This window comes from Marinobacter sp. NFXS11 (genome assembly GCF_040148675.1).
In the GTDB taxonomy this organism is placed as follows: Bacteria; Pseudomonadota; Gammaproteobacteria; order Pseudomonadales; family Oleiphilaceae; genus Marinobacter.
This window is the reverse complement of the sequence record NZ_JAGDDV010000003.1, coordinates 461,462-483,794: the sequence shown is the minus strand read 5'-3', so window position 1 is coordinate 483,794 and position 22,333 is coordinate 461,462. Positions and strand designations below refer to the sequence as shown.

General features: G+C 56.9%; 21 protein-coding genes. 12 read left to right on the top strand and 9 right to left on the bottom strand.

Going from position 1 to position 22,333, the window contains the following annotated elements:
• The first annotated feature begins 6 nt into the window (after positions 1-6).
• The 4 genes from J3362_RS17910 to J3362_RS17895 all read left to right on the top strand — a co-directional run bounded on the left by J3362_RS17910 (position 7) and on the right by J3362_RS17895 (position 4,402).
• On the top strand, positions 7-1,044 hold the full coding sequence (locus J3362_RS17910) for an NADP(H)-dependent aldo-keto reductase (protein ID WP_349521609.1): 1,038 nt from the start codon (positions 7-9) through the stop codon (positions 1,042-1,044).
• Positions 1,045-1,270: 226 nt separating this feature from the next.
• Complete coding sequence (locus J3362_RS17905; RefSeq protein WP_349521607.1) at positions 1,271-1,594, top strand: hypothetical protein; 324 nt, start codon at positions 1,271-1,273, stop codon at positions 1,592-1,594.
• 127 nt (positions 1,595-1,721) lie between these two features.
• A complete protein-coding gene (locus J3362_RS17900; protein WP_349521605.1) occupies positions 1,722-3,932 on the top strand; it encodes an acetyl-CoA hydrolase/transferase C-terminal domain-containing protein in 2,211 nt (736 codons plus the stop codon).
• Complete coding sequence (locus J3362_RS17895) at positions 3,932-4,402, top strand: FKBP-type peptidyl-prolyl cis-trans isomerase (RefSeq protein ID WP_008176279.1); 471 nt, start codon at positions 3,932-3,934, stop codon at positions 4,400-4,402. The genes J3362_RS17900 and J3362_RS17895 overlap by 1 nt, the downstream gene beginning before the upstream one ends.
• Here J3362_RS17895 and J3362_RS17890 read toward each other — a convergent pair.
• On the bottom strand, positions 4,320-5,117 hold the full coding sequence (locus tag J3362_RS17890) for a lysophospholipid acyltransferase family protein (RefSeq protein ID WP_349521740.1): 798 nt from the start codon (positions 5,115-5,117) through the stop codon (positions 4,320-4,322). The genes J3362_RS17895 and J3362_RS17890 overlap by 83 nt on opposite strands.
• A gap of 80 nt (positions 5,118-5,197) precedes the next feature.
• Positions 5,198-5,959, bottom strand: a complete 762-nt coding sequence (locus J3362_RS17885; protein ID WP_349521602.1) for a GNAT family N-acetyltransferase — start codon at positions 5,957-5,959, stop codon at positions 5,198-5,200.
• Positions 5,960-6,205: 246 nt separating this feature from the next.
• On the opposite strand from J3362_RS17885, the gene J3362_RS17880 reads away from it, so the two are divergent.
• From J3362_RS17880 to glpK, 3 genes are all read left to right on the top strand, one after another.
• Positions 6,206-6,943: a response regulator gene (locus J3362_RS17880; protein ID WP_349521600.1), complete on the top strand. Its 738-nt coding sequence runs from the start codon at positions 6,206-6,208 to the stop codon at positions 6,941-6,943.
• Positions 6,944-6,965: 22 nt separating this feature from the next.
• Entirely contained in the window at positions 6,966-8,585 is a 1,620-nt protein-coding gene (locus J3362_RS17875; protein ID WP_349521598.1) for an ATP-binding protein, read from the top strand.
• A 257-nt stretch (positions 8,586-8,842) separates the two neighbouring features.
• Entirely contained in the window at positions 8,843-10,324 is a 1,482-nt protein-coding gene (glpK, locus tag J3362_RS17870; RefSeq protein ID WP_349521597.1) for a glycerol kinase GlpK, read from the top strand.
• A gap of 9 nt (positions 10,325-10,333) precedes the next feature.
• Here the strand turns inward: glpK and J3362_RS17865 are convergent, their stop codons facing one another.
• Together J3362_RS17865 and argF are read right to left on the bottom strand one after the other, a co-directional pair.
• On the bottom strand, positions 10,334-11,407 hold the full coding sequence (locus J3362_RS17865) for an ABC transporter ATP-binding protein (protein WP_349521595.1): 1,074 nt from the start codon (positions 11,405-11,407) through the stop codon (positions 10,334-10,336).
• A gap of 4 nt (positions 11,408-11,411) precedes the next feature.
• Complete coding sequence (argF, locus tag J3362_RS17860) at positions 11,412-12,326, bottom strand: ornithine carbamoyltransferase (protein ID WP_349521594.1); 915 nt, start codon at positions 12,324-12,326, stop codon at positions 11,412-11,414.
• Between the two features lie 239 nt (positions 12,327-12,565).
• Between argF and grxD the strand changes: the two genes are divergently transcribed.
• Complete coding sequence (gene grxD / locus J3362_RS17855; protein ID WP_349521593.1) at positions 12,566-12,892, top strand: Grx4 family monothiol glutaredoxin; 327 nt, start codon at positions 12,566-12,568, stop codon at positions 12,890-12,892.
• 10 nt (positions 12,893-12,902) lie between these two features.
• Here the strand turns inward: grxD and J3362_RS17850 are convergent, their stop codons facing one another.
• From J3362_RS17850 to J3362_RS17830, 5 genes are all read right to left on the bottom strand, one after another.
• Positions 12,903-13,655, bottom strand: a complete 753-nt coding sequence (locus J3362_RS17850; RefSeq protein ID WP_349521592.1) for an energy transducer TonB family protein — start codon at positions 13,653-13,655, stop codon at positions 12,903-12,905.
• A gap of 5 nt (positions 13,656-13,660) precedes the next feature.
• Complete coding sequence (locus J3362_RS17845) at positions 13,661-15,892, bottom strand: DUF1631 domain-containing protein (RefSeq protein WP_349521591.1); 2,232 nt, start codon at positions 15,890-15,892, stop codon at positions 13,661-13,663.
• A 195-nt stretch (positions 15,893-16,087) separates the two neighbouring features.
• Positions 16,088-16,690: a Yip1 family protein gene (locus J3362_RS17840; protein WP_349521589.1), complete on the bottom strand. Its 603-nt coding sequence runs from the start codon at positions 16,688-16,690 to the stop codon at positions 16,088-16,090.
• A 157-nt stretch (positions 16,691-16,847) separates the two neighbouring features.
• Positions 16,848-18,134 carry an HlyC/CorC family transporter gene (locus tag J3362_RS17835; protein ID WP_349521587.1) on the bottom strand — a complete coding sequence of 429 codons (1,287 nt, stop codon included), beginning with the start codon at positions 18,132-18,134 and terminating at the stop codon, positions 16,848-16,850.
• A gap of 85 nt (positions 18,135-18,219) precedes the next feature.
• Positions 18,220-19,026 carry a cytochrome C assembly family protein gene (locus J3362_RS17830; RefSeq protein ID WP_349521586.1) on the bottom strand — a complete coding sequence of 269 codons (807 nt, stop codon included), beginning with the start codon at positions 19,024-19,026 and terminating at the stop codon, positions 18,220-18,222.
• Between the two features lie 182 nt (positions 19,027-19,208).
• Between J3362_RS17830 and ffh the strand changes: the two genes are divergently transcribed.
• The 4 genes from ffh to trmD all read left to right on the top strand — a co-directional run bounded on the left by ffh (position 19,209) and on the right by trmD (position 22,308).
• Positions 19,209-20,600 carry a signal recognition particle protein gene (gene ffh / locus J3362_RS17825; RefSeq protein WP_349521584.1) on the top strand — a complete coding sequence of 464 codons (1,392 nt, stop codon included), beginning with the start codon at positions 19,209-19,211 and terminating at the stop codon, positions 20,598-20,600.
• Positions 20,601-20,763: 163 nt separating this feature from the next.
• Complete coding sequence (gene rpsP / locus J3362_RS17820) at positions 20,764-21,003, top strand: 30S ribosomal protein S16 (RefSeq protein ID WP_349521582.1); 240 nt, start codon at positions 20,764-20,766, stop codon at positions 21,001-21,003.
• A gap of 27 nt (positions 21,004-21,030) precedes the next feature.
• A complete protein-coding gene (gene rimM, locus J3362_RS17815) occupies positions 21,031-21,558 on the top strand; it encodes a ribosome maturation factor RimM (protein WP_349521580.1) in 528 nt (175 codons plus the stop codon).
• Positions 21,559-21,561: 3 nt separating this feature from the next.
• Positions 21,562-22,308 (top strand): tRNA (guanosine(37)-N1)-methyltransferase TrmD, encoded by a 747-nt coding sequence (gene trmD, locus J3362_RS17810; protein WP_349521578.1) that lies wholly within the window; start codon positions 21,562-21,564, stop codon positions 22,306-22,308.
• Positions 22,309-22,333 lie beyond the last annotated feature (25 nt).

The window sequence follows — 22,333 nt, the reverse complement described above, 5'->3', positions numbered from 1 at the left end:
GACGATATGCAAACGCGAAAGCTTGGAAAGACCGATCTCGACGTTACCCTGATTTGCCTGGGCACAATGACCTGGGGGGAGCAAAACACCGAAAAGGAAGCATTTGAGCAGCTGGATTACGCAGTCGCCGAGGGTATCAACTTTATTGATGCCGCAGAGATGTACCCGGTGCCGCCCCGGGCGGAAACCCAGGGGCTGACCGAGACCTACCTGGGAAACTGGCTTGCCAGCAGGGGCAACCGCAACGACCTGGTAATTGCGTCGAAAGTGGCGGGGCCGGGCAACGGACTGAAGTACCTCCGTAATGGTCCGCGCCTGACCCGGGATCATATTATGGAAGCCTGCGACGCCAGCCTGAAACGCCTGCAGACCGACTACATTGATCTGTACCAGGTGCACTGGCCGGATCGCAGCACGAACTTTTTCGGCAAGCTCGGTTACGAGCACAGCCCGGAAGAGTCTTTCACGTCGATCGAGGAAACACTTGAAGCGCTGAATGATCTGGTTCGGTCCGGGAAGGTCCGGCACATCGGACTGTCCAATGAGACGCCCTGGGGCACCATGGAGTATCTGCGTCTGTCCGGCGAGAAAGGCTGGCCGAGAGTGGCCAGCATCCAGAATCCCTACAACCTCCTGAATCGGTCATTCGAGGTGGGGATGGCGGAAATTGCCCACCGGGAACAGGCCGGTTTGCTCGCCTACTCACCGCTGGCTTTTGGCATGCTCTCCGGCAAATATCTGGGCGGCAAGTGGCCCGAGAAGGCCAGAATGACCCTGTACGAGCGTTTCAGCCGCTACACCGGCAGTCGTGGCATGGATGCCACCCAGGCCTATGTTGAGCTGGCTCGGCAGAACGGATTGTCTCCGGTCCAGATGGCACTGGCTTACGTGAACAGCCGCAGCTTCGTGACCAGCAATATCATCGGAGCAACATCCATGGAGCAATTGCGGGAAAACATAGGGTCCGCAAAGGTCACCCTGAGCCCCGAGGTACTGGAAGCGATAGAGGTCATTCACCAGGAATTCACCTACCCCTGCCCCTGAGCCCGCCGGCTTTGTTGGTTTGAACCCCCGGCTGAGAAGCGCTGGCCGGGGGTGCTGTTACAGTCTGAAATATCGGGGATCATAAATTGACAAAAAGATGCTGATCCCGTGACAAAAAGTCGGCGTCTTTGTGTGCAGATTCACATCTTTCCAGCCCTTAATCATTAGACTTAAGCCTAAGGTATCCGTAGACTCCCGTGTCGGAAAAAAGGTCTCAGGCAGTGTCATGATTATTCGAATCTTTGTTGCGTTACTCGCTCTCAATCTTGTTGCTTTCGTCGTTCGCGCCGAAGCATCCGAGCGCGTGTTCGAACAGGTCGAAAGCAAGACCGCCAGCGAGCAGATTTTCGAAATCCAGGAACGGGTTTCCGGTGATTTTGACGAGGACGGTTCCGATGCGTTTGCCGAAATCGGTTCCCGCCTGCTGAGCCTTACGCTTACCCGTTCGAAGCACTCCGGCAAGCATTATGCGTCGGATCCGGCCCAGGCCGACCATGGCATTGCGCTCCTGAACGAGGGTGCCTGCCTGAACCTGAAGTGGAACTTCTGAACCTCGCAATTCCCCGCACCCGGTCCTATCATCAAACCCCAGAATCATGATCTGGCGCATTGTCTGTGTTCGATCCTCGTGTGATCATCCCCGCTAGCATGCTGATTAGCCAATAAGGAGCTTGGTAATGGCGGGTGATAGAGGGCAGTTATCGAACGATGTGAACGCTTGTGTTGATGAAGTGATTCGGCGGGTTGGCAAGGAAATCACACTTGGTTTGCCGCTTGGGCTTGGCAAGCCGGTCCGTTTTGTCAATGCGTTGTACGAGCGGGCCAAGGACGATCCGGAGATTCGCCTGCACATCGTGACAGCACTGTCGCTGCTGGCGCCAAAGGGCGGCTCCTCGCTGGAGAAGCGCTTCATGGGACCGTTTGTCGAGCGTCTCTATGGCCGGATTCCTGAACTGGCCTATGCCAGGGATGTATCGGCAAACCGTCTTCCTGAGAATGTTCAGGTCTCGGAGTTCTTCTTCAAAGCCGGCAGTTATCTGAACAATCGTTCCCAGCAGCGGCATTACGTGTGTACCAACTATACCCATGCCGTTCGCGATCTGATGGCGGTGGGTGTCAATGTCGTCGCCCAGATGGTGTCTCCGGGCGAGGCCCATGGGCAGCCCGGCCAGGTCAGTCTGAGCTGCAACCCGGATCTGACGCTGGACCTGATTCCCCTGCTCCGTGAGCGCGAGGCGGCTGGCACGCCGGTCGCGCTGGTGGCCGAGATGAACCAGAACCTTCCCTGGTTTGGCCATCATGCAGCGATTGAAGCAGACCGGTTCGATGTCTTGCTGGATCAGCCTTCGGGAGACTATCCGCTGTTCTCAGCGCCCCAGATGTCGGTCAGCCCGGAAGACCACCTGATCGGATTCTACGCCAGTACCCTCCTGAAGGACGGCGGTACGCTCCAGGTTGGCATCGGCTCACTGGGCGCGGCCCTGGTCCACAGCGCCATTCTCAGACACAGTCACAATAAGGCCTGGCGGCAGGTGTTTGACCATCTCCAGGTTGATCAGCATTTCCCCGTCGTTCGCGAGGACGGTGGCACCGGCCCCTTCGAGGAGGGGCTTTATGGCTGTAGTGAAATGATGGTGGATGGTTTCCTGTACCTGATGCAGGAAGGCATCCTTACCCGGGAGGTATACGATCACGCCGGTCTGCAGACATTGATCAATCGCGGTGATATTCCCGGTGAGGTGTCTCTCGCAACCCTCGATGTCCTGCGCCGCGAAAAGCTGATTGATAGCCCGTTGCGGGCAAAGGATGTTCATTGGCTGGTCCAGCATGGCATCTTTAAAGCAGCTGTCGAGTTCAAGGGCGGCCGGTTGCGCATTGGTGATCAGTCGGTCGAGGGTGATCTGGACAATCCGGAGGCCCGGCAGGCCATCGAAACCCTCATTCTCGGGGAACGGCTGACTGGCGGTATCGCCATGCACGGCGGTTTTTACGTTGGTCCCGAGCAGTTTTACCAGTACCTCAGGGAAATGACCGACGAGCAGCGTGCAAAAATCTGCATGACCAGCGTGAACTTCATCAACCACCTGTATGACCACCGGTTCGGAGACCAGAAGCTGAAAGCGGCGCAGCGCGTTCATGGCCGGTTCATCAATTCGGCTATGATGTACACCCTCAACGGTGCTGGCGTATCGGATGGTCTTGAGGATGGTCGTGTGGTCAGTGGCGTCGGTGGCCAGTACAACTTCGTTGCCATGGCTCACGAGCTGCCGGGCGCACGTTCGATCCTGTCGCTGCGCAGCACCCGATCATCCCAGGGCAAGGTACTGTCCAATATCGTGTTCAATTATGGTCATTGCACCATACCCCGCCATCTGCGGGACATCGTCATTACCGAGTACGGGATTGCCGATCTGAGAGGGCAGTCCGACGAGCAGGTCTTCCTGAGGCTGATCCGCATTGCCGACTCCCGGTTCCAGCAGGAGCTTCTGAAAAAAGCCCAGAAGGCGGGCAAGGTGGATCCTGCGTTCAAGCTGCCTGCCGACTGGTGTAACAATACCCCGCAAGCCATTCGTCGTGCCGTTGCGGCAGCGGGAGATGCCAGCCTGTTCCCGCCGTTCCCGTTTGGCAGGGACTTTACCGATGAGGAGCTGACGTTGGGGAAAGCCCTTAAGGGGCTCAAGGCCGCAACGGCCACTCGCCGTGGTAAACTGTCGACTCTGTTACAGGCCCTCCGGGCCCGGGATGACGAGGGCCGTTACGGGTCCCTGCTTGAGCGCATGGGCCTGAGTAACCCTTCAGGATTGCGGGACAAGCTGGATCAGCGACTGGTTATTCATGGCCTGCAACAGCTCGAAACACCACCGGATACAGGAAACTCGAAAACCTGATGACAGCTTCACAAGCAAGACCCGACGTTTTTACCGTTCACTATGTTTTGAAGAACAAGATCGGCGAGCTGGTTGATACTTCCGAAGGCAGTGAGCCCCTGCACTTCGTCTATGGCAGTCCCGAGATTATTGAAGGGATCCAACAGGCGGTGAAAGACCGCAACGTGGGCGATTGCCTTGAGGTAACGGTACCGCCGGCCATGGCGTACGGTGAGCACAAGCCCGAGCTGGTGCGCAAGGTGCCACGTTCACTGTTCGAAGGTATCGAGAACCTGCAGATTGGCATGAAGTTCCAGACCAACACGGGCGATGAAGCGCAGATCGTGCAGGTTGTCGGGATTGATGGCAACCTGGTTAAGGTGGACGCCAATCACCCATTGGCGGGCTTTACCCTGTACTTTGATCTGGAGATCGTTGGCCGCCGTGAAGCGACGGAAGATGAGGTAGCCCAGGGTCGTCCCCTGTTCTGAGGCACTCGGTTGCCGGTCTGTCGTATTCACCACGGTATATTCGGGTCAGTCCTTCCAGAACGGTCTCTCTCAGACTGGCGGCGAACTCTCCGGCCGGGATCTTTTCCGACGGGTGTACAGGTTCGTGGAAGACTACGTCGACCCGGGCAGAAGGCTGGGCTAGCATCCGCAACAAATGGTGGTGGAACTCATCATCACCAATGAAGGGAGCCAGATGGTCTGGTCGGCCTTCCCGGCGATAGGCAATGGTGATCGGCTGTACCGGGGTTCTGCTCTCTGGAGCGGCCTTGAGCAACAGGCCATGGAACGGCAATACCGTCAGACCTGCGCTGGTGGTTCCTTCCGGGTATATCAGGACACTCTCCCCGGCCCGCAAATTTCCGATGACCTGGTCCCGAACCCGGCGGGCCTGACCACCGCCGCGTCGAATGAAGAGCGTGCCGGCCTGTCGTGCCAGCCAGCCTATGACCGGCCACTGGCCGACCTCGGCTTTTGACAGAAACCGGATCGGTGCCAGGCTCCCCAGAATCGGAATATCTGACCAACTGATGTGGTTGCTGACGAACAGAACGGTATCGTCGGAAGGTGAGCCGTGCTGGCGTATAGTCAGTCCCAGGCACCGACAGGCCCACCGGAAACAGAATCTGGCCCAGGGTGTCCGGTCGATAGCATTGCGGGTAACAATTTCAGTGATCCTCAGAGCGGCGGCCAACATTGTGGTGGCTGCAAGGAAGGCTATAAAGGCAGTGATCCGAACGCAGAGTCTCAGCCAGCTCATATCCCAGACTCCCGTCTTCAGGATGCCGGGCGCATGAAGTGCCGGCTGTAGCGGCCGGCCAGTTTACTGACCTCCAGCACAACCAACAGGTCGGCACAGCGAAAATCCGGATCCCAGCAGGGCTCACCGCAGACACGGGCACCAAGACGCATGTAGGCTCGGATCAGAGCGGGAACGTCCACCGATCGATCGCTGTCTCGGGTGTGGGTCAGATGCGGCATCGCGCGAAGTGGTTTTACCAGAAAGGCCGGATCGGCCAGATACTCGGTCTGGAGGTGGCGGGCGATGCGCCAGGCTTTCAGGCCTCCGTCAGACATGCCGATGCTCGCGCAGCCAATCATATAGTCAACACCGCGCTCAACCAGGTATTCGGCCACTGCCGACCAGAGCAGGCTGATGGTCGCGCCGTTGCGATAATCCGGGTGCACACAAGTGCGCCCCAGCTCGGCTATGGTGCCAGGGAGTCTCTCCAGGGCGCTAAGGTCGAACTCCCCGGCCGAATAAAAGCCGCCAACATCTTTGGTGTCTTTCTGGTGCAGGATGCGTGTGGTCGCTACCAGTTCGCCCGAATCCAGGTCGGTAACGATCAGGTGGTCACACACTGCATCGAACTCGTCAGCGTCGATGCCGGGCGTCTGTGCGCCCAGGTCGCTGCCGTATTCCTCCGAAAATACCCGGTAACGCAGCCGCTGGGCCGCTTCGACCTGTCTGGGGCACCGGGTCATGTCGGTTTTCAGGCGACGGGCGCTGCGGCGGGCTTTCGCGGTTTGTGTGGTCATGGCGTCGTCTCTTTTGTTTCCATTTCCCGACAAGCCTATGAAGCCGGTATGACACATCGGTGACCACCAGGTGACGTGTCTGTGACATCGGGGTCCGATTGGCGGTTACGGGAGCTCTGTCACAGGGTGTAACGAAGCAGCGGTTCCATGTATATTTCTGAATAGCATGTATAATTGCTGTTACAGCAGGTTGCCTGTATCGTCAGGTACACAGAATGACCTGAAACCGGAATAACAAAACCAGAGATGGATGGCGTGGAACAGACAAATGAAAGTTGGCGAATTCTGATTGTCGAGGACGACGAGCGGTTGGCGGAGTTAACCCGCGAATACCTGGAAAGCAACGGGTTGACCGTCTCCCTGGAAACTCATGGTAGCCCTGCGGTAGAGCGGATCCGCAATGAGCAGCCGGATCTGGTGGTTCTGGATCTTATGTTGCCTGGCGAGGATGGGCTCTCCATTTGCCGTCGGGTGCGTCCCTTCTATTCCGGCCCGATTATCATGTTGACTGCCCGAACCGACGATCTGGACCAGGTCCTGGGTCTGGAAATGGGTGCCGATGACTATATTGGTAAACCGGTCAAACCCCGGGTGCTCTTGGCACGGATTCGCGCCATGCTGCGTCGGGTGACCGAAACCGGCTCGGGGTCGGCGGACGAGGCAGGGGGCGAAGAACCGGTGCGCCTCCAGTTCAATGATCTGGTTGTCGACCGCTCCATGCGGGAGGCCTGGCTGAGTGAAGAAAGCATTGATCTGACCAGCGCCGAATTTGATTTGCTCTGGTTGCTCGCCAGCAACGCGGGCCGCGTGCTTAGCCGGGAAGAAATCTTCACCGCCTTGCGTGGTATTGAATACGATGGTCAGGATCGATCCATTGATGTTCGCGTTTCCCGGATTCGACCCAAGATTGGCGATGACCCCATCCATCCGCGACGCATCAAGACCGTTCGTAGTAAAGGCTACCTGTTCGTAAAGGAAGCCTGACGATTCAGTCTCTGGAGCCGGTGTGCCATTCGCCCGCATACCGGTGCTCCATGCCAGGGTTGGTACCATGCCCCTGAAGTTCTTCCTCAAGCTTTATGCCCGCCTTGCCGGCCTGACCGCGCTGGTTGTTTTTTTATGTGTCCTGCTGTTCACCGGGATCAACTCGGTGCGCTCCCAATTCTGGCATGAACGCTTCCCCGAGCCACTGATGCGCTGGCTGGCTGCGGCCCCGGCACCGTTACAGCAATACCACTGGCTGAGTTCGACGGTTGATCTTCGCATGGGGGCTGCTTCCCGTTTCAACCTGTCACCGGTGGCTCTGGAGCGACTTGGCTACGGCCAGGTGGTTGGCATCGACAGTGACGTAGGGTATCGGGTTCTGGTAACCGGACTGACCGGAGAAATCGTACAGCTGCGTCTGAACGAGCCCTACCGGGACGTGTCAGAAACCATAGGGTTGATTTTCCGGTGGCATCTTGATTCAGCCTCTGCGGATGACCGTCTCAATGTTGCCTCGCAAATGGCCCGTTCTCTCAATGTAGAAGTGCAGCCCCTGGACGACGCCGACTTGCTGCCGGACTCCGACGTTCTGGATCAGGTCGCCGAGCGGGGCCAGGCCTTTTACACAGACGAATCAGACGGTTGCGGACGGGTGATCGTTCAGCTATCCGACGGTGAGTTGTACCGGATTGACATGCCCGCCGGGTTTGATGCCTGGGCCTGGCCGGTTGTCCTGCTGCTGATCCTGGTGCTTGGTGGGGTTTTGGCCGTTGCCCTTTTTCTTGCGCTCCGGGAAGTGGACAGTAACCTCAGAACCGTTGAGTCGGTAGCGGTTCGAATCGCACGTGGTGAAATGAGCGCCCGGGTCCAGGCGGGCGAGGGAACGCTGGTAACCCGTCTGGCCTCGTCATTCAACGGGATGGCTGAACACATCCAGCGCCTGGTGCAGGTGCAGCGGGAAATGATCCACGCGGTTTCCCACGAATTGCGCACTCCCGTGGCCCGTATCCGCTTTGGCGTCCAGATGATTGAGGACTGTCAGGACGAGACTGCCCTGCAAAGGCAACTGGACGGCATTGATGGCGATATCCAGGAACTGGACGAGCTGATTGATGAGATCCTGACCTATGCGAGGCTGGAGCAGGGCGGCCCGGTATTCTCCCTTCAGGAAACCTCGGTCACAGACATTGTCCGTCAGGTGGTTTCTGAACAACAGATGGTTCGGCCCGAGCTGAATATTGAAGGTAATATCGATGAGGTCTCCGAACGTTGGGCATTGTCGGATATCGAGCCTCGCTACCTGCACCGGGCGATCCAGAATTTGGTAGGCAACGCGGGACGCTACGCGGCTGGCAAGGTGCTGGTCAGCTGTCATTTCGATGAAGACAACTGTCGCGTTGACGTTGAAGACGATGGCCCCGGCATTCCCGAGGACGACTGGGAGAAAGTATTTACCGCATTTGCCCGACTGGACGACAGCCGTACCCGAACCTCTGGCGGCTATGGTCTGGGTCTGTCTATTGTTCGCCGGATTCTCTACTGGCACGGAGGGCACGCCTTCGTCAGCAGGAGCGATACGCTTGGCGGTGCAAAATTCAGCCTGGTCTGGCCCAGAAAAAAACCAGTGGACTCCATTGTGTGAGCCAGGCCCCATCGCATCACCTGATGTAACAAAGCAGCTACACAAGCACTACTGAAGTTTTTGGCGGCGCGGTCAATACTGCAAAGCGTAAGGGATGACTTTTGAGGTTGTAGTTCTTACGAACTTTCCTTGTTTCATTCGTCATTTGAGGGCCGGTTTTCCGGCCCTTTTTTTATGCCTGCTCCCAAATTCCATATCGGTCACCCTTTCCCGCCTGCTCTGCTGTTAGAATTCCGGGAAACAAAAGGAGGCCGTCCATGACCCGTTATCTGCTTGCCATCGACCAGGGTACAACCAGTTCCCGCGCTATTGTTTTTGATCAAACGGGCAACAGCGTTGCAACCGACCAGCAGGAATTTCACCAGTATTTCCCGAAAGATGGCTGGGTGGAGCACGATGCCCGTGAAATTTGGGACAGCACCCTGGCGGTGTGTCGCGGCGCGCTCGACAAAGCGGGCATCGAGGCCTCGGAGTTGGCGGGTATTGGTATCACCAACCAGCGGGAAACAACGGTGATCTGGGACCGGGCAACCGGCGAGCCGATATACCACGCCATTGTCTGGCAGGACCGTCGAACCGCGTCCTGGTGTACCAAGCTGAAATCCGATGGCCATGAGGACACGGTTGTTGAACGAACCGGGCTGTTGATTGATCCCTACTTTTCGGCCACCAAGATAGCCTGGATTCTGGATAACGTGGAGGGCGCCCGTGGCCGGGCCGAATCCGGTGCGCTGGCTTTTGGAACGGTCGACAGCTGGCTGCTCTGGAACCTGACTGACGGCAAATCCCACTGCACCGATGCCACCAATGCGTCGAGAACGGCTCTTTTCAATATTCACGAGCAGAACTGGGACGACGATCTTCTGGCCCTGTTTCGCGTGCCGCGGGCCTTGCTGCCGGACGTGCTCGATAGCGCCGCAGATTATGGCACCGCCGAAGCGCAGTGGTTGGGCGCGCCAGTTATGATTGCCGGCATCGCAGGGGATCAGCACGCGGCTCTCGTGGGGCAGGCCTGCTTTCGCCCGGGCATGGCCAAGAGCACCTACGGCACCGGCTGTTTTCTCATGCTCAATACGGGCGATAAGGCCGTTCGGTCCGAGAACCGGTTGCTGACCACCATGGCCTATCGGCTAAACGGCAAGCCCTGTTACGCGGTGGAAGGCAGTATTTTTGTCGCCGGTGCTGCCATGCAGTGGTTGAGGGACGGGCTCAAGCTGATTGCTCATGCCAATGAATCTTCCGCCCACGCGGAGGCGGTCGGAGTCGACAATCCGGTTTACCTGGTTCCGGCGTTTACCGGCCTGGGAGCACCTCATTGGGATCCCCATGCTCGCGGCGCCATCATGGGCCTGACGCGGGATACGGGCATCGGCGAGATCGTCACCGCCGGCCTGCAGTCGGTCTGCTATCAGACCAAGGATCTGGTACGGGCGATCCAGAACGACGGCGCCCGACTTGAATCGCTGCGCGTGGATGGCGGTATGGTGGTGAACGACTGGGTGATGCAATTCCTGGCCGACATACTGAATGTCACCGTTGACCGGCCTCGGGTTACAGAGACAACCGCTCTCGGAGCTGCCTACCTTGCGGGACTGCAGACAGGTGTTTTTGACAACCTTGAGCAGATCTCCGCGCTTTGGGAATGTGAGCGGCAGTTCCACCCGGGAATGCGCCCGGCTTTGCGAGAATCACTCTACGCTGGCTGGCTGGATGCTGTAGAGCGCGTCTGCAACAACTAAATCTCTCAATCAGGTGGTGCGTTCGAAGGCAATCAAGTGATCTGCCTCGACACGCACCGGCACATGCTCACCCAGGTTGAAATCCAGGTGACTGCGGAACAGAGCTTCGAACTCTGTGTCCTCGGAACAGCGGAAACGGTAGAGAGTAGAAGTGCCGGCAAAGGTTTTCTCAACCACCTTGGGCTGCAGATCCGAGTCCGGGTCATGAACGATGTCATCGGGCCGGATCAGAACGTCTACCAGAGTGCCGGGTTCCCATTTGTAGGCCCGGTTGCCGTGGATCACGCCCAGCTCGGATTCAATAGTATCCGGCCCAAGGGCGGTGCCGGGGACGAATCCGCCCTGACCCACGAAGCTGGCAACGAAACGATTCGCCGGTTCATGGTAGAGGTTGTAGGGCACGTCCCACTGTTGGATCTTGCCGTCCCGCAACACAGCGACCTGATCGCACATGGCGAAGGCTTCTTGCTGGTCGTGGGTAACCAGAATGGCGCTTATGCCCAGCGTCTTCAGGATTTCGCGAACATCCAGGCTCAGCCGACGGCGCAGATCTGCGTCCAGATTGGAAAACGGTTCATCCAACAAAATCAGGGTGGGCTCCGGTGCCAGGGCGCGAGCCAGGGCAACCCTCTGCTGCTGGCCACCGGACAGCTCATGGGGGTAGTTGTCTGCCAGATCCTGCAGGTGCACGACATTAAGGAGTTCCATGACCTTCTGCCGTTTTTCCGCCTTGTTTAGATTGCGCAGACCGAACCCCACGTTGTCAGCGATAGTCAGGTGCGGAAACAGGGCGTAATCCTGGAACACCATGCCGATCCGCCGCTTTTCCGGGGGCAGGGTGCGTCCGGGCAGGCTGATGGCCTGGGACTGCAGAGAAATCTCGCCACCGCTCAGTGGAAGAAAGCCAGCGAGGGCACGCAGTATGGTACTTTTGCCGCAGCCGCTCGGGCCGAGCAGGCAGCCGATGTCGCCATGGCTCAGGGCAAAGCTGACATCTTTGACCACAGAATCCCCGCCGTAGCCACAGGACAGGTTATTGACCTCGAGCAGCCAGTCTGCCGGAGATTGCGCGGTTGTACTCATGGAATCAGTCCAGCCGGTTCAGGATGAGAAATTCGAGCAGTGCCTTCTGGGCGTGCAGGCGGTTCTCGGCCTCGTCCCAGACCACGGAGGCAGGATGTTCCATCATGTCCGCCGATATTTCCTCGCCACGGTGAGCCGGGAGGCAATGCATGAACAGCACATCCTTATCGGCCACAGAGAGCAGCCCGGGATTGATCTGATAGCCACTGAAGGCCTTTTCACGGGCCTTCTGCTCGTCTTCCTGGCCCATGGAAGCCCAGACATCGGTCACCAGGAGCTGAGCGTTTCTGGCCGCCTCGGCCGGCTCCCGGAACACCCTGACCCGGTCTTCGTGGCCCTTGAGCATCGATTCCGCCGGCTCGTAGCCCTCAGGGCAGGCGATGTTCAGGTTGAAATCGAACTGGGCAGCGGCATTGATGTAGGAATGACACATGTTGTTGCCATCGCCGATCCAGGCCACGGTGGCCCCGCGAATACTGCCGCGGTGTTCCCTGAATGTTTGCATATCGGCCAGCAGCTGGCACGGGTGGAAGTCATCGGTCAGAGCATTGATCACCGGAACTCGTGATGCGGCCGCGAAGCGCTCCACGGTTTCATGGGCAAAGGTGCGGATCATCACCGCATCAACCATGCTGGAGATAACGATAGCGGAGTCTTCTATCGGCTCGCCGCGGCCAAGCTGGGTGTCCCGTGGCGACAGGAACATTGCGGAGCCGCCGAGCTGGGCCATGCCGGCTTCAAAAGAAACCCGGGTTCGCGTTGATGATTTTTCGAAGATCATCGCAAGCACACGGTTCTTGAGGGAGTCCCGGACCTTCCCCTTCCGCCACTCGTTGCGCAATGCTGTGGCATGATCAACCAGGCTTTCCAGCTCGTTGGTTGTCATGTCATTCAATGTCAGAAAATGTCTTGCCGCCATGCAATGGCCCTTATCTCAACGAACCCCGCCGTCGGCGGGATTGCCTGAACGTTGACTGAAAAAAATGGGGCATCAAGTCTAGCCCTTCGGAGCAGGTATGACAACGCTGTGGCCGGGCTGGAACTGCCGGTGTTGCGCAAGGTCAAATCAAGGTGTTTGGTGAGGTGTTCGGCACCCGTGTACAATAGCATCAAGAAAATTGCCGTGTGGCAAGACTGTTCCAACAGAGGTGAATGTTCATGGATATCAATGAAACCATTAAGAGCCAGCTTGAAGAGAATCCGATCATCCTGTATATGAAGGGCAGCCCTCAGGCACCCCAGTGCGGCTTCTCGGCCAAAACCGTCCAGGCTGTAATGGCCTGCGGCGAACGATTTGCCTTCGTCAATATTCTGGATAACCAGGAGCTCCGTGAAGCTCTGAAGGTGCATTCCAGCTGGCCCACTTATCCCCAGCTGTACATCAACGGTGAGCTCGTTGGCGGTTGCGACATCGTTCTTGAAATGTCCGAGAGCGGTGAGCTGGCCAAGCTTGTCAAAGAGGCAGCGAAGCAGGCAGAAGCCTGATCACTGGCGATCAGAGCCGTTTCGGGGTGAACAACAGTTCCACCTCGAAGCGGTTCGCGCTCCCGCCATCCTTCGGTGGCTGGGGGTAGGGGCTAGCCGCCAGTGCAGCCCGATATGCAGCTTCATCGATTGGCTTGATGCCTGTTGATTTCAATACCCTCGCCCGGGTCAGGGCGCCATTTCCCAGCAACTGCAGTTCCACTTCCATAGCGACCGTGTCAGTGAGGCTCCTCATGGCCGGCACTCTCAGTTCTTCAAGTTGATGGGCCAGATGGACGGCCAGTTTGACCGCATAGGGGTCGAGCTCGCCCGGTGACTCCGTAACCCTCGTAATGCTCTCCTCCGTTTTTTCAGGGAACTGTTCGGGTTCTTCTCCGGCAGCAGAGCTGGCGCTTGACTGTGCGGCTTCGCTGCGGGGCGCGCTGGTATTCGTTGCCTTTGTCGGGGCGGGGGTTTGCGGCTCGCGGGACGTAACAACCTCCGGTTTGGAGAGGGGGTCCGGCTCAGGAGGATCAATCTCAAACGGCGTTACCCGTGGTGCATCCCGACGAGGACTGGGGTCAGCTGACGGGTCGGCAACCGTTCTGTGAGTGCCCGGAGTTACCAGCTCGAACCGTACACTCTCTCTGTGCGTGGCCGTTGGTTCTTCCTTGGGCGAGGGGATGCCTGAAAGCAGGAGCGTGTGTAGGAAAAGAGCCAGAGACAAGGCAAGCCCAAGCCGGTAGGCAGCCGGCAGGGCATTGGGACTGCTTTTTTCAGGCATTGGCGTCAGGCGGTCTTGCTCCGGAGGGTGCCGACAACCGCATCCAGGGCCCGATCGATCAATGCGCCCTGCTCAAGCAGGGTCAGCCGGCCACGGCGCATTTCATGGGCCAGTTCAATCCGGGTTTTCTCGATCACTTTCAGCCCCATCCGGTTCACAAAGACAAAACATTCTGCTTCGTCAATGATCGCGGACAGCTTGCAGCGGAAGTTTGCGCCATTGACCAGACGGAACTCGACCCAGTTGCCAATCTGCATACCGTCTATCTGCGCGACATATTCAGACACGGCCGCGTCTTCCAATTCTTGCTGCCTGTTAGCCTTTTTCGAGGTGTGGCTTTCTGAATCATCAACTGACGTCGTACCTGCTTCCTCGCGGGGTTCAATTACAGCGTTTGTCCGGAATGCTTCAGCAAGCTCGTGTTTCAGTTGCCCCATCATTTCATCAAGTTTTGAGGAATTGTAGGAGACTTCCTCGAGTCCCGACCTTAGCGACTTCAGGAGGCTGGGAACCACGCGCACCCATTCGTCCCGTTCATTGTCCTCCTGATGAGGGTGCAAGCACCAGATGAGGTCATCAACAACTTTCACGGTTGAATTCCATCGGTGTTCGACATCGTCTCTGAGGTAGGCCAGGAAAAGAACTCGGCTCCACCCGTTCATTAGGATATCGTGAACGGATTGCGGCATTTTATAGCGGGAAACTTTCTCTTTCAGAAGGTTGTCGACTGTTTCTTGCGCCGCCTGGGATTTGATTCGCCCCCTCTCGGACTCTCGGGTTCGCTGCTCGACAAGTGATGCTTTGCGATTCTCGCGCTCTAGAAACTCTTCGAACTCCTGATTGAGCTGTTCAAAGAGAGAAATGTCACCATCGAATTCGTTTAGGATTCGCTGAACAATGTTATGAATCTGTCCGTACAGCTTATCTTTTGACTTTTCGTCACTATTGCTCCAGCCAATACCTGCCCTGGCAAGGGAGTTCAGCAGCCTGCGAGCAGGATGTGTGGCGCGACTGAAAAAGCTCTTGTCTCGAATAACTACTTTCAGGATCGGAATCTGCAGGCGGCTTATAAGAACCTGGACCGGAGCGGAGAGGTTGTAGTCGTCGAGAATGAACTCGAACAGCATAGAGACGAGATTGATCAGGTCTTCATCAACTTCATTGAGTGCGGGTTGCCGTCCATCACCGTGGTCAGCTTCTTCCTGAAGTAGCTGGTGGACCAGCTGTCTGAGGTCTACGTTTAGCGGTTCGCCATCACTTAAATTGCTTTGGTGCTGCCAACTAGCACCAGCAAGTGGCAGCGCATTGAGCAGGCTCGCTAATTCAGAGTCGCCGATAACTCGCAACGATGGATCAGATGCTCTCGGAGGCATGCCTGCGTTGGCCCTTTGTAATGCAAGCATCTGACGGATCTGCTCGAACACAGCGCTACCACCCACTGCATCCCGGCCACCTTCCAGGGTTTCAGCGCCTGATTTATTCGATTCGTCTTTCTCTGAGCTAGAGCCCTGTTTTCCAGAAGCCTCATGCTGCTGCCAGGCTTTGCCGTGATAACGGAAGTTCGGAATGATGCCGGCCTGGATCAGTATGCGGTTGGCTTCGTCCAGCAGCATGCCGAGGTTCGACACAACATAGCGGTCAAACTGTTTGAGCAGGATCAGGCGCTCACGAATCTGGATCTCAAGGGCCTGTATTGCCTCTGTGAACGCACTGCACAGGTGTTCCGGAGCCATCGGATTGACCGGTGATTCGTCGGTGGCTTCCGGGTACACCTGACTGAAACGGGTCTGGAGTTGGAGTAGTGGGCCCTGAAAGTGCGCCTTCGCCTTGGTGATCATGGCGTTGAGGGCAACCTGTTCCTCAAGGTCATCATTGCCGACCAGGGCAAGAGTGTCTGCGCTGGCCTGCTTGCTCAGTTGTTCTTCCTGAAGCGGTCCGGTGTGAGGGGGGGTGGCAAAATATTGGGCAACGGTGTTCTGGAAATGCCGCTCGACACCCTTACGCTTGATGCGAATTTCACGCATCGCCTCGAAATACCGGTTCTGTTCGTTGTTGCTGCGGGCATTATTGGCCAACTCGAACAATGAATCGTCGACGGCGTCGAAGGCGCCCTGCAGCAAATCACCGAGCCCGGCGACAACCGTGTCCCGGATGCGGGTGACCTCCGCAGGAACCGGTCTGTTACTTCCGGCTTCTCTGTGTTCGCGGAGGTAATGTATGCCGGACTGCTTGTTCATGGCAGACTCCTGTTTACGCCTCAACCGGATACATGACCGAGCTTGAAAACCTTGGATTCTCGTTATTGATTAAATTTACCGCATTTTGCCCAAAGTTAACATGACCAAACGCTAACGTGGGCGCAAATTCAAAAAAACACGGGGTGCCCGACAGGCACCCTCGTGCAGATTGCTGACTTGCCAAAGAATTTACGGTCAGCTCACGTAAACTGGTCCTATGCCCATGCTCCAGATGACAACACTGATGGCGAGCAAGGCAACAAACATGACCAGGCCAACCGTCAGGACTGCGGAAGCGAACATGAACCCTTTGTCCGCCGGAATCCTCATCAGGATCGGTAGACCTTCGTAAAGCAGGTAGACCGCGTAGGCAACCGCCACCAGGCCTGCCAGCATATTCACCCATATGTTCGGATAGGCGGCGATCACGCCAATCAGGAAAATCGGGGTTGCCGTGTACGCCGCCAGAGTGACGCCTCTGGGCGTCCGTTCCACCGCATCATACGTTGCGGCGAAAAAATCAATGAACTTGCCGAGTATAAAAATTCCGGCAAGCATGGCCGCGTAGAAGAGTGTGGATAGCTGGAGTGCGCTCGTAACCGAAAGCTTCGTGATCTGGCCATCACCAATTTGCCAGCCAACCTGGGTTGTTCCGATGAAGCCGGCAACAGCCGGGATCATCGCCAGCAATAGAATGTGGCCGGCGTAAAGTCTTGTGACAGTCTCGGATTCATTGCGAATCGCCTCCCACTCTTGATCGGGATGGGCGAGCAGGCCAAACGTGTGTGTCAGACTCATGGACGTATTCCTTGTGATTGTTTTTGTATCGCACGCCTCTTCAGTGTTGGTGGGGGATCACCGGGGGTCAAGCTGGCGGTTAAATTTTGATCTTTCAAGAACGGAGGGCGCTATAACCGAAGGGTCTATAGCGCCATGGGGAAGAGGTTTCCGGGTTTTACTGTTTCAGTGACAGAGAACGTTTTTTGCGTTTTTTCGGGTGCACAATGGCGGCTTTCACGACATTGTCCTTGATCTGAAGCACTTCTACCCGGTGCCCGTCCACTTTGAGGCAAACGTTGGTGTCGGGGATGTTTTCCAGGGTTTCGGTAATCAACCCGTTAAGGGTTTTGGGGCCATCGGTCGGGAGTTTCCAGCCCAGGGTCTTGTTGATGGTTCGAACGGCGGAAGTGCCATCAATAATAAAGGTGCCATTATCCTGGGGGATAATGTCCGGGCTGGTGGCGGCATAATCCGTCGTAAAGTCGCCGACGATCTCCTCAAGTATGTCTTCCAGTGTCGCAAGGCCAAGAACGTCGCCGTATTCATCGACAACCACACCAAACCTGCGGCGGCCCTTCTGGAAGTTGATCAGTTGGGTGTTCAGAGGAGTGCTTTCCGGAATGAAATAGGGTTCCTGGCAAAGCTGCATGATCATGGCCTTGTTGATCTCTTCCTGCTGGAGCAGTTTCGAGGCGCTGCGCAGGTGCAGTATGCCCTGAATGTTATTGATGTCGCCCTTATAAACCGGAAGCCGGGTATGCTGGCTGCTGCGCAGTTGGCGCAGGATTGTGTCGGTGTCGTCTTCCAGGTCGATACCCACCACCTCGTTACGGGGCACCATGATGTCATTAACGGTTACTTTTTCCAGATCCAGAATGCTAACCAGCATGTCCTTGTGCTTGGCGGGTATCAGGGCGCCTGCCTCGTTAACCAGTGTTCGCAGTTCTTCACGACTGAGGTGGTCGTTGGCAGCGTCTGCGGCGGAAACGCCCAGCAGCTTAAGTATGCCGCCGGTAAACAGGTTTACGGCCCAGACAATCGGATAGAGGATCTTCAGCAGAGGCCCAAGTATGTAGCTCGCCGGGAAGGCGATTTTCTCGGGAAACAGCGCTGCCAGGGTTTTCGGGGTGACTTCTGCGAATATCAGAATCACGATGGTCAGCAGGATGGTGGCGATTGCAATGCCGGCATCGCCCCAGACCCGAATTGCGATAACCGTAGCGATCGAAGAGGCAAAGATGTTCACGAAGTTGTTGCCGATCAGGATGACGCCGATCAGCTGGTCGGTGCGTTGCAGGAGGCCCTGGGCGCGCTTCGCACCCTTATGGCCGGTTTGGGCCATATGTTTGAGGCGATATCGGTTGAGGGACATCATCCCTGTCTCGGAGCTTGAGAAGAAACCGGAAAGCAGGATCAGTCCGACCAGGAGAATAAACAGCGCGGTAAGCGATGTTTCGTTCAAAAGAGGTGTCCTTATATTGCTGGCAAGTAGCGAAAATAGGGTTTTGGCGAGCGTTGTGTCAAGAGAATAGCCGGTGCTTCCGGTGTCAGCCGCCGCGCTGGAAGATCAGTTCCAGCACAAACTTGCTGCCGTAGAAGGCCAGCATCAGGAGCGCGCAGCCTGCGAGGGTCCAGCGGCTGGCGGTAATGCCGCGCCAGCCCTTGGTATAACGACCAATCAGGAGCGCCACGAAAACCAGCAGGGACAGGATCGAGAACAGGGTCTTGTGGGCGAGGTTCTGGGCAAAGAGATCCTCTATAAAGAGGGCGCCGGTCACAATAGCCAGAATCAGCATAACGACACCGGCCCAGACCATCTCGAACAGCAGCGACTCCATGGTTTGCAGAGGCGGCAGGTTGCGAACCAGCAGGCTGTTGTAATTGTGCTTCAGTTGGCGATTCTGGAAGTAAAGTAGAACCGCCTGGATGGCCGCCAGAGTAAAGAGGCTGTAGGCTGTAACCGAAAGCGCGATATGGGAGAGCATGCCGTAGCTTTGCTCGGATACCAGTCTCGAGGGTCCGTGGGTAACCAGGGCGAGAATAATGGTGAGCCCGGCAAGCGGGTACACGCCGAGAAACAGGCTTTGCACAGGCTTTTTAAGGTTGAGACCCATTAGAAGGAAGACGATCAGCCAGGAAATAAGTACGGAGCTTTTGAAAAAACTGAAATCGAAGCCGCCGTCGTGGTGGACTGTCTGGCCAATAAGAAGTCCGTGGCTGGTCAGGGCGAGAACGCCAATCAGGGTGGTAATGGCAATGTTGCTCTGAACCCGGCCCCTGAAATGCAGGGCCTGCAGCGCGGTACCGACGCTGTAAAGAAAAAGAGAGGTGACCGCGAGAATCAGCGTTCCCATGACTTCCTTATTAACCACTGTTCTGACTGGAGATCGGCGCTGGTTTGCGCCGATTTGACCGGGCTGGTCGTTTCAGGGCGATAGTCTGGTTATAATGTCGCGATTATGCAACTGGAATCAAGGAGTCCTCGCCGGCTCTGTCGATTCACGCACTCAATTTATCCGAGGTACGGAAGAGCAACATGTTTGAGAACCTCCAAGACCGACTTTCCGGCAGTCTGCGCAAGATTTCCGGCCAGGCGCGCCTCACTGATGACAATATAAAGGACACTCTGCGGGAAGTGCGCATGGCGCTGCTGGAGGCGGATGTTGCCCTGCCGGTGGTGAAGGACTTTGTTGAGGGTGTACGTAAGCGTGCCATTGGCCAGGAGGTGCAGCGCAGTCTGACGCCGGGCCAGGTCTTTGTGAAAGTTGTCCAGCAGGAGCTGGAGCGCGTCATGGGCGAGGGTAATGAGTCCCTCAACCTCAATGTCCAGCCGCCGGCCGTAGTCATGATGGCGGGTCTGCAGGGTGCAGGTAAGACGACCACGGTCGCCAAGCTCTCGCGCTTCCTTAAAGAACGGCAGAAAAAGTCCGTCTTGGTGGTCAGCGCTGACGTCTATCGTCCTGCGGCGATTCGCCAGTTGGAAACCCTCGCTGGCGAGGTGGGTGTCGAGTTCTTCCCGAGCAGTGCCGATCAGGACCCGGTTGATATTGCCGAGGGTGCCATTGCCGCGGCCAGGAAGAAACACATTGATGTGGTGATTCTTGATACTGCTGGCCGACTTCACGTCGACGAACAGATGATGGGAGAGATTGGCCGGCTGCATAAAGCGGTCAACCCGGTTGAAACCCTGTTCGTCGTCGATGCCATGACGGGCCAGGATGCTGCCAACACCGCCAAGGCGTTCAACGATGCCCTGCCGCTGACCGGCGTGGTATTGACCAAAACCGATGGCGATGCCCGCGGCGGTGCTGCCCTGTCTGTTCGGCATATTACCGGCAAGCCGATCAAGTTCCTGGGTGTGGGCGAAAAGTCCGATGCCCTGGAGCCCTTTTACCCGGATCGGGTCGCTTCCCGGATTCTCGGTATGGGCGACGTGCTTTCCCTGATCGAGGAGGCGGAGCGCAAGCTGGATCAGAAAAAGGCCCAGAAGCTCACCAAGAAGATCAAGAAAGGCAAGAGCTTTGATCTTGAGGATTTTCGGGATCAGCTGCAGCAGATGAAGAACATGGGGGGCATTGGTGGCCTCCTCGACAAGCTTCCGGGTATGGGGCAGATGGCCCAGGTGGCGCAGCAACAGGTCAACGACAAGTCCATGGGGCAGATGGAGGCTATCATTTGCTCCATGACGCCAAAAGAACGGCGTTACCCGGATGTGATCAACAATTCTCGCAAGCGCCGGATTGCCACTGGTTCTGGTACGCAGATCCAGGATGTGAATCGTCTGCTCAAGCAGCACAAGCAGATGCAGAAAATGATGAAAAAGTTTGGCAAGAAAGGCGGTATGGCGAATATGATGCGCGGCATGGGTGGAATGATGCCCCCAGGCGGCGCTGGAGGGGGCGGGAAGCCTCCGTTTGGCCGTATGTAAAAAGCCTTACATGGAAAACGGGGAAACAACTGGTTTTGCTGTTTTCTTTGGCGCTTTTTTAGCATAGAATAGCGCCCCTTTCGAGTATGGGTCTTCGCGTCAGCTGGTGTTCAGCAGGCGTGAATCGTACAAAGTTCGTTCAACAGAACAGGATATTGGTTAAATGGTAATTATCCGTTTGGCTCGTGGCGGCTCCAAGAAGCGCCCGTTCTACCATCTGACAGTCACCGACAGCCGCAAATCCCGCGACGGTCGTTTTATTGAGCGTGTAGGCTTCTTCAACCCGGTTGCCCGTGGTCAGGAAGAGAGTCTTCGCGTTGATCGTGATCGTGTTGAGTTCTGGCTCGGTCAGGGCGCGCAGACCAGCGAGCGCGTTGCACAGCTGCTGAAGACTGCTGGCTAAGACAGCACTGACGCCGGGGTTTATGGCATGACACAGAATTCGCAGGAAACTGTGATCGGCCGGATTACCTCGGTGTTTGGGGTCAAGGGGTGGCTAAAAGTTTACTCCTTTACTGACCCCAAGGAAGGGATACTGAACTACCCGGATTGGATGCTCGATCTGGATGGTAAACGTATTCCGGCCAAGCTTGAGGAAGGTCGCCGCCAAGGGCAGGGGATCGTTGTCAGGCTGAAAGGTATTGATGACCGTGATCTGGCCCGCACCTACTGTGGTGCCGAAGTCAGGGTCTCGAAAGCTGAGTTGCCAGAGCTTCCCGAAGGTGAGTTTTACTGGTTTCAGCTCGAAGGTCTTGACGTGTTTACGGTAGAAGGTGAGTGCCTTGGTAAAGTGCATCATCTTTTGGAAACCGGATCCAACGATGTTCTGGTGGTGCAGGCGACAGCAGGCTCCATCGATCAGCGTGAGCGTCTGATTCCCTATTTGCCGGGCGAGGTGGTCCAGGGGGTTGATCTGGCCGCAAATCGCATGGTGGTGGACTGGGATCCGGAGTTCTAACGGGTGTGGATTGGCGCAGTCAGTCTGTTCCCGGATGTGTTCAGTGCGGTAACGGATTACGGGATTACGGGCAGGGCAGTTCGAGATGGTCTGCTGACTTTTCGGAGCTGGAATCCCCGTGATTTTACCCATGACCGGCACCGTACGGTAGACGACCGGCCCTATGGTGGTGGCCCGGGCATGCTGATGAAAATTCAGCCCCTGAGGGACGCTATCCATGCGGCACGGGAAGCGGCACCTGGAAAGTCCTGTGTGGTTTACCTCTCGCCTCAGGGTGAGACGCTGGACCAGTCTGTTGTCGAGTCGCTTGCGGCGGAGCAGCAGCTGATTCTGGTGGCAGGTCGGTATGAGGGTGTTGATGAGCGCCTGATAGCGACGGAAGTCGATCGGGAAGTGTCACTGGGTGATTTCGTGCTTTCCGGTGGCGAGCTCGCAGCCATGGCTGTGATTGATGCGGTTACACGCCTCATCCCCGGAGCGCTGGGTCATGCGCAGTCGGCGGAGCAGGATTCTTTCGCCGACGGTTTGCTGGATTGTCCGCACTATACCCGGCCCGAAGTGTATGAAGGTCAGGCGGTGCCGGATGTTTTATTGGGCGGTCACCATGATCAGATCCGGCGTTGGCGGCTGAAACAGTCGCTGAGGCGAACCCGGGAGCGACGCCCCGACCTGCTGGAAAAGCGGGTGTTTACGGATGAAGAGCGTGAGCTGCTGGAAGAGATTTTGAAAGAACCGGGTGCCTCTGAATGATCAGGGCATTAACAGATTGTGTATC

Excerpts from the sequence above, each read along its gene's own strand:
- J3362_RS17885 (WP_349521602.1), bottom strand. The coding sequence starts at position 5,959 with ATGACCACACAAACCGCGAAAGCCCGCCGCAGCGCCCGTCGCCTGAAA.
- rpsP (WP_349521582.1), top strand. The coding sequence starts at position 20,764 with ATGGTAATTATCCGTTTGGCTCGTGGCGGCTCCAAGAAGCGCCCGTTC.
- J3362_RS17845 (WP_349521591.1), bottom strand. The coding sequence starts at position 15,892 with ATGAACAAGCAGTCCGGCATACATTACCTCCGCGAACACAGAGAAGCC.
- J3362_RS17895 (WP_008176279.1), top strand. The coding sequence starts at position 3,932 with ATGACAGCTTCACAAGCAAGACCCGACGTTTTTACCGTTCACTATGTT.
- J3362_RS17890 (WP_349521740.1), bottom strand. The coding sequence starts at position 5,117 with ATGTTGGCCGCCGCTCTGAGGATCACTGAAATTGTTACCCGCAATGCT.
- J3362_RS17905 (WP_349521607.1), top strand. The coding sequence starts at position 1,271 with ATGATTATTCGAATCTTTGTTGCGTTACTCGCTCTCAATCTTGTTGCT.
- argF (WP_349521594.1), bottom strand. The coding sequence starts at position 12,326 with ATGGCGGCAAGACATTTTCTGACATTGAATGACATGACAACCAACGAG.
- J3362_RS17840 (WP_349521589.1), bottom strand. The coding sequence starts at position 16,690 with ATGAGTCTGACACACACGTTTGGCCTGCTCGCCCATCCCGATCAAGAG.
- J3362_RS17880 (WP_349521600.1), top strand. The coding sequence starts at position 6,206 with ATGGATGGCGTGGAACAGACAAATGAAAGTTGGCGAATTCTGATTGTC.
- J3362_RS17900 (WP_349521605.1), top strand. The coding sequence starts at position 1,722 with ATGGCGGGTGATAGAGGGCAGTTATCGAACGATGTGAACGCTTGTGTT.
- glpK (WP_349521597.1), top strand. The coding sequence starts at position 8,843 with ATGACCCGTTATCTGCTTGCCATCGACCAGGGTACAACCAGTTCCCGC.
- ffh (WP_349521584.1), top strand. The coding sequence starts at position 19,209 with ATGTTTGAGAACCTCCAAGACCGACTTTCCGGCAGTCTGCGCAAGATT.
- rimM (WP_349521580.1), top strand. The coding sequence starts at position 21,031 with ATGACACAGAATTCGCAGGAAACTGTGATCGGCCGGATTACCTCGGTG.
- J3362_RS17910 (WP_349521609.1), top strand. The coding sequence starts at position 7 with ATGCAAACGCGAAAGCTTGGAAAGACCGATCTCGACGTTACCCTGATT.
- J3362_RS17850 (WP_349521592.1), bottom strand. The coding sequence starts at position 13,655 with ATGCCTGAAAAAAGCAGTCCCAATGCCCTGCCGGCTGCCTACCGGCTT.
- grxD (WP_349521593.1), top strand. The coding sequence starts at position 12,566 with ATGGATATCAATGAAACCATTAAGAGCCAGCTTGAAGAGAATCCGATC.
- J3362_RS17830 (WP_349521586.1), bottom strand. The coding sequence starts at position 19,026 with ATGGGAACGCTGATTCTCGCGGTCACCTCTCTTTTTCTTTACAGCGTC.
- J3362_RS17865 (WP_349521595.1), bottom strand. The coding sequence starts at position 11,407 with ATGAGTACAACCGCGCAATCTCCGGCAGACTGGCTGCTCGAGGTCAAT.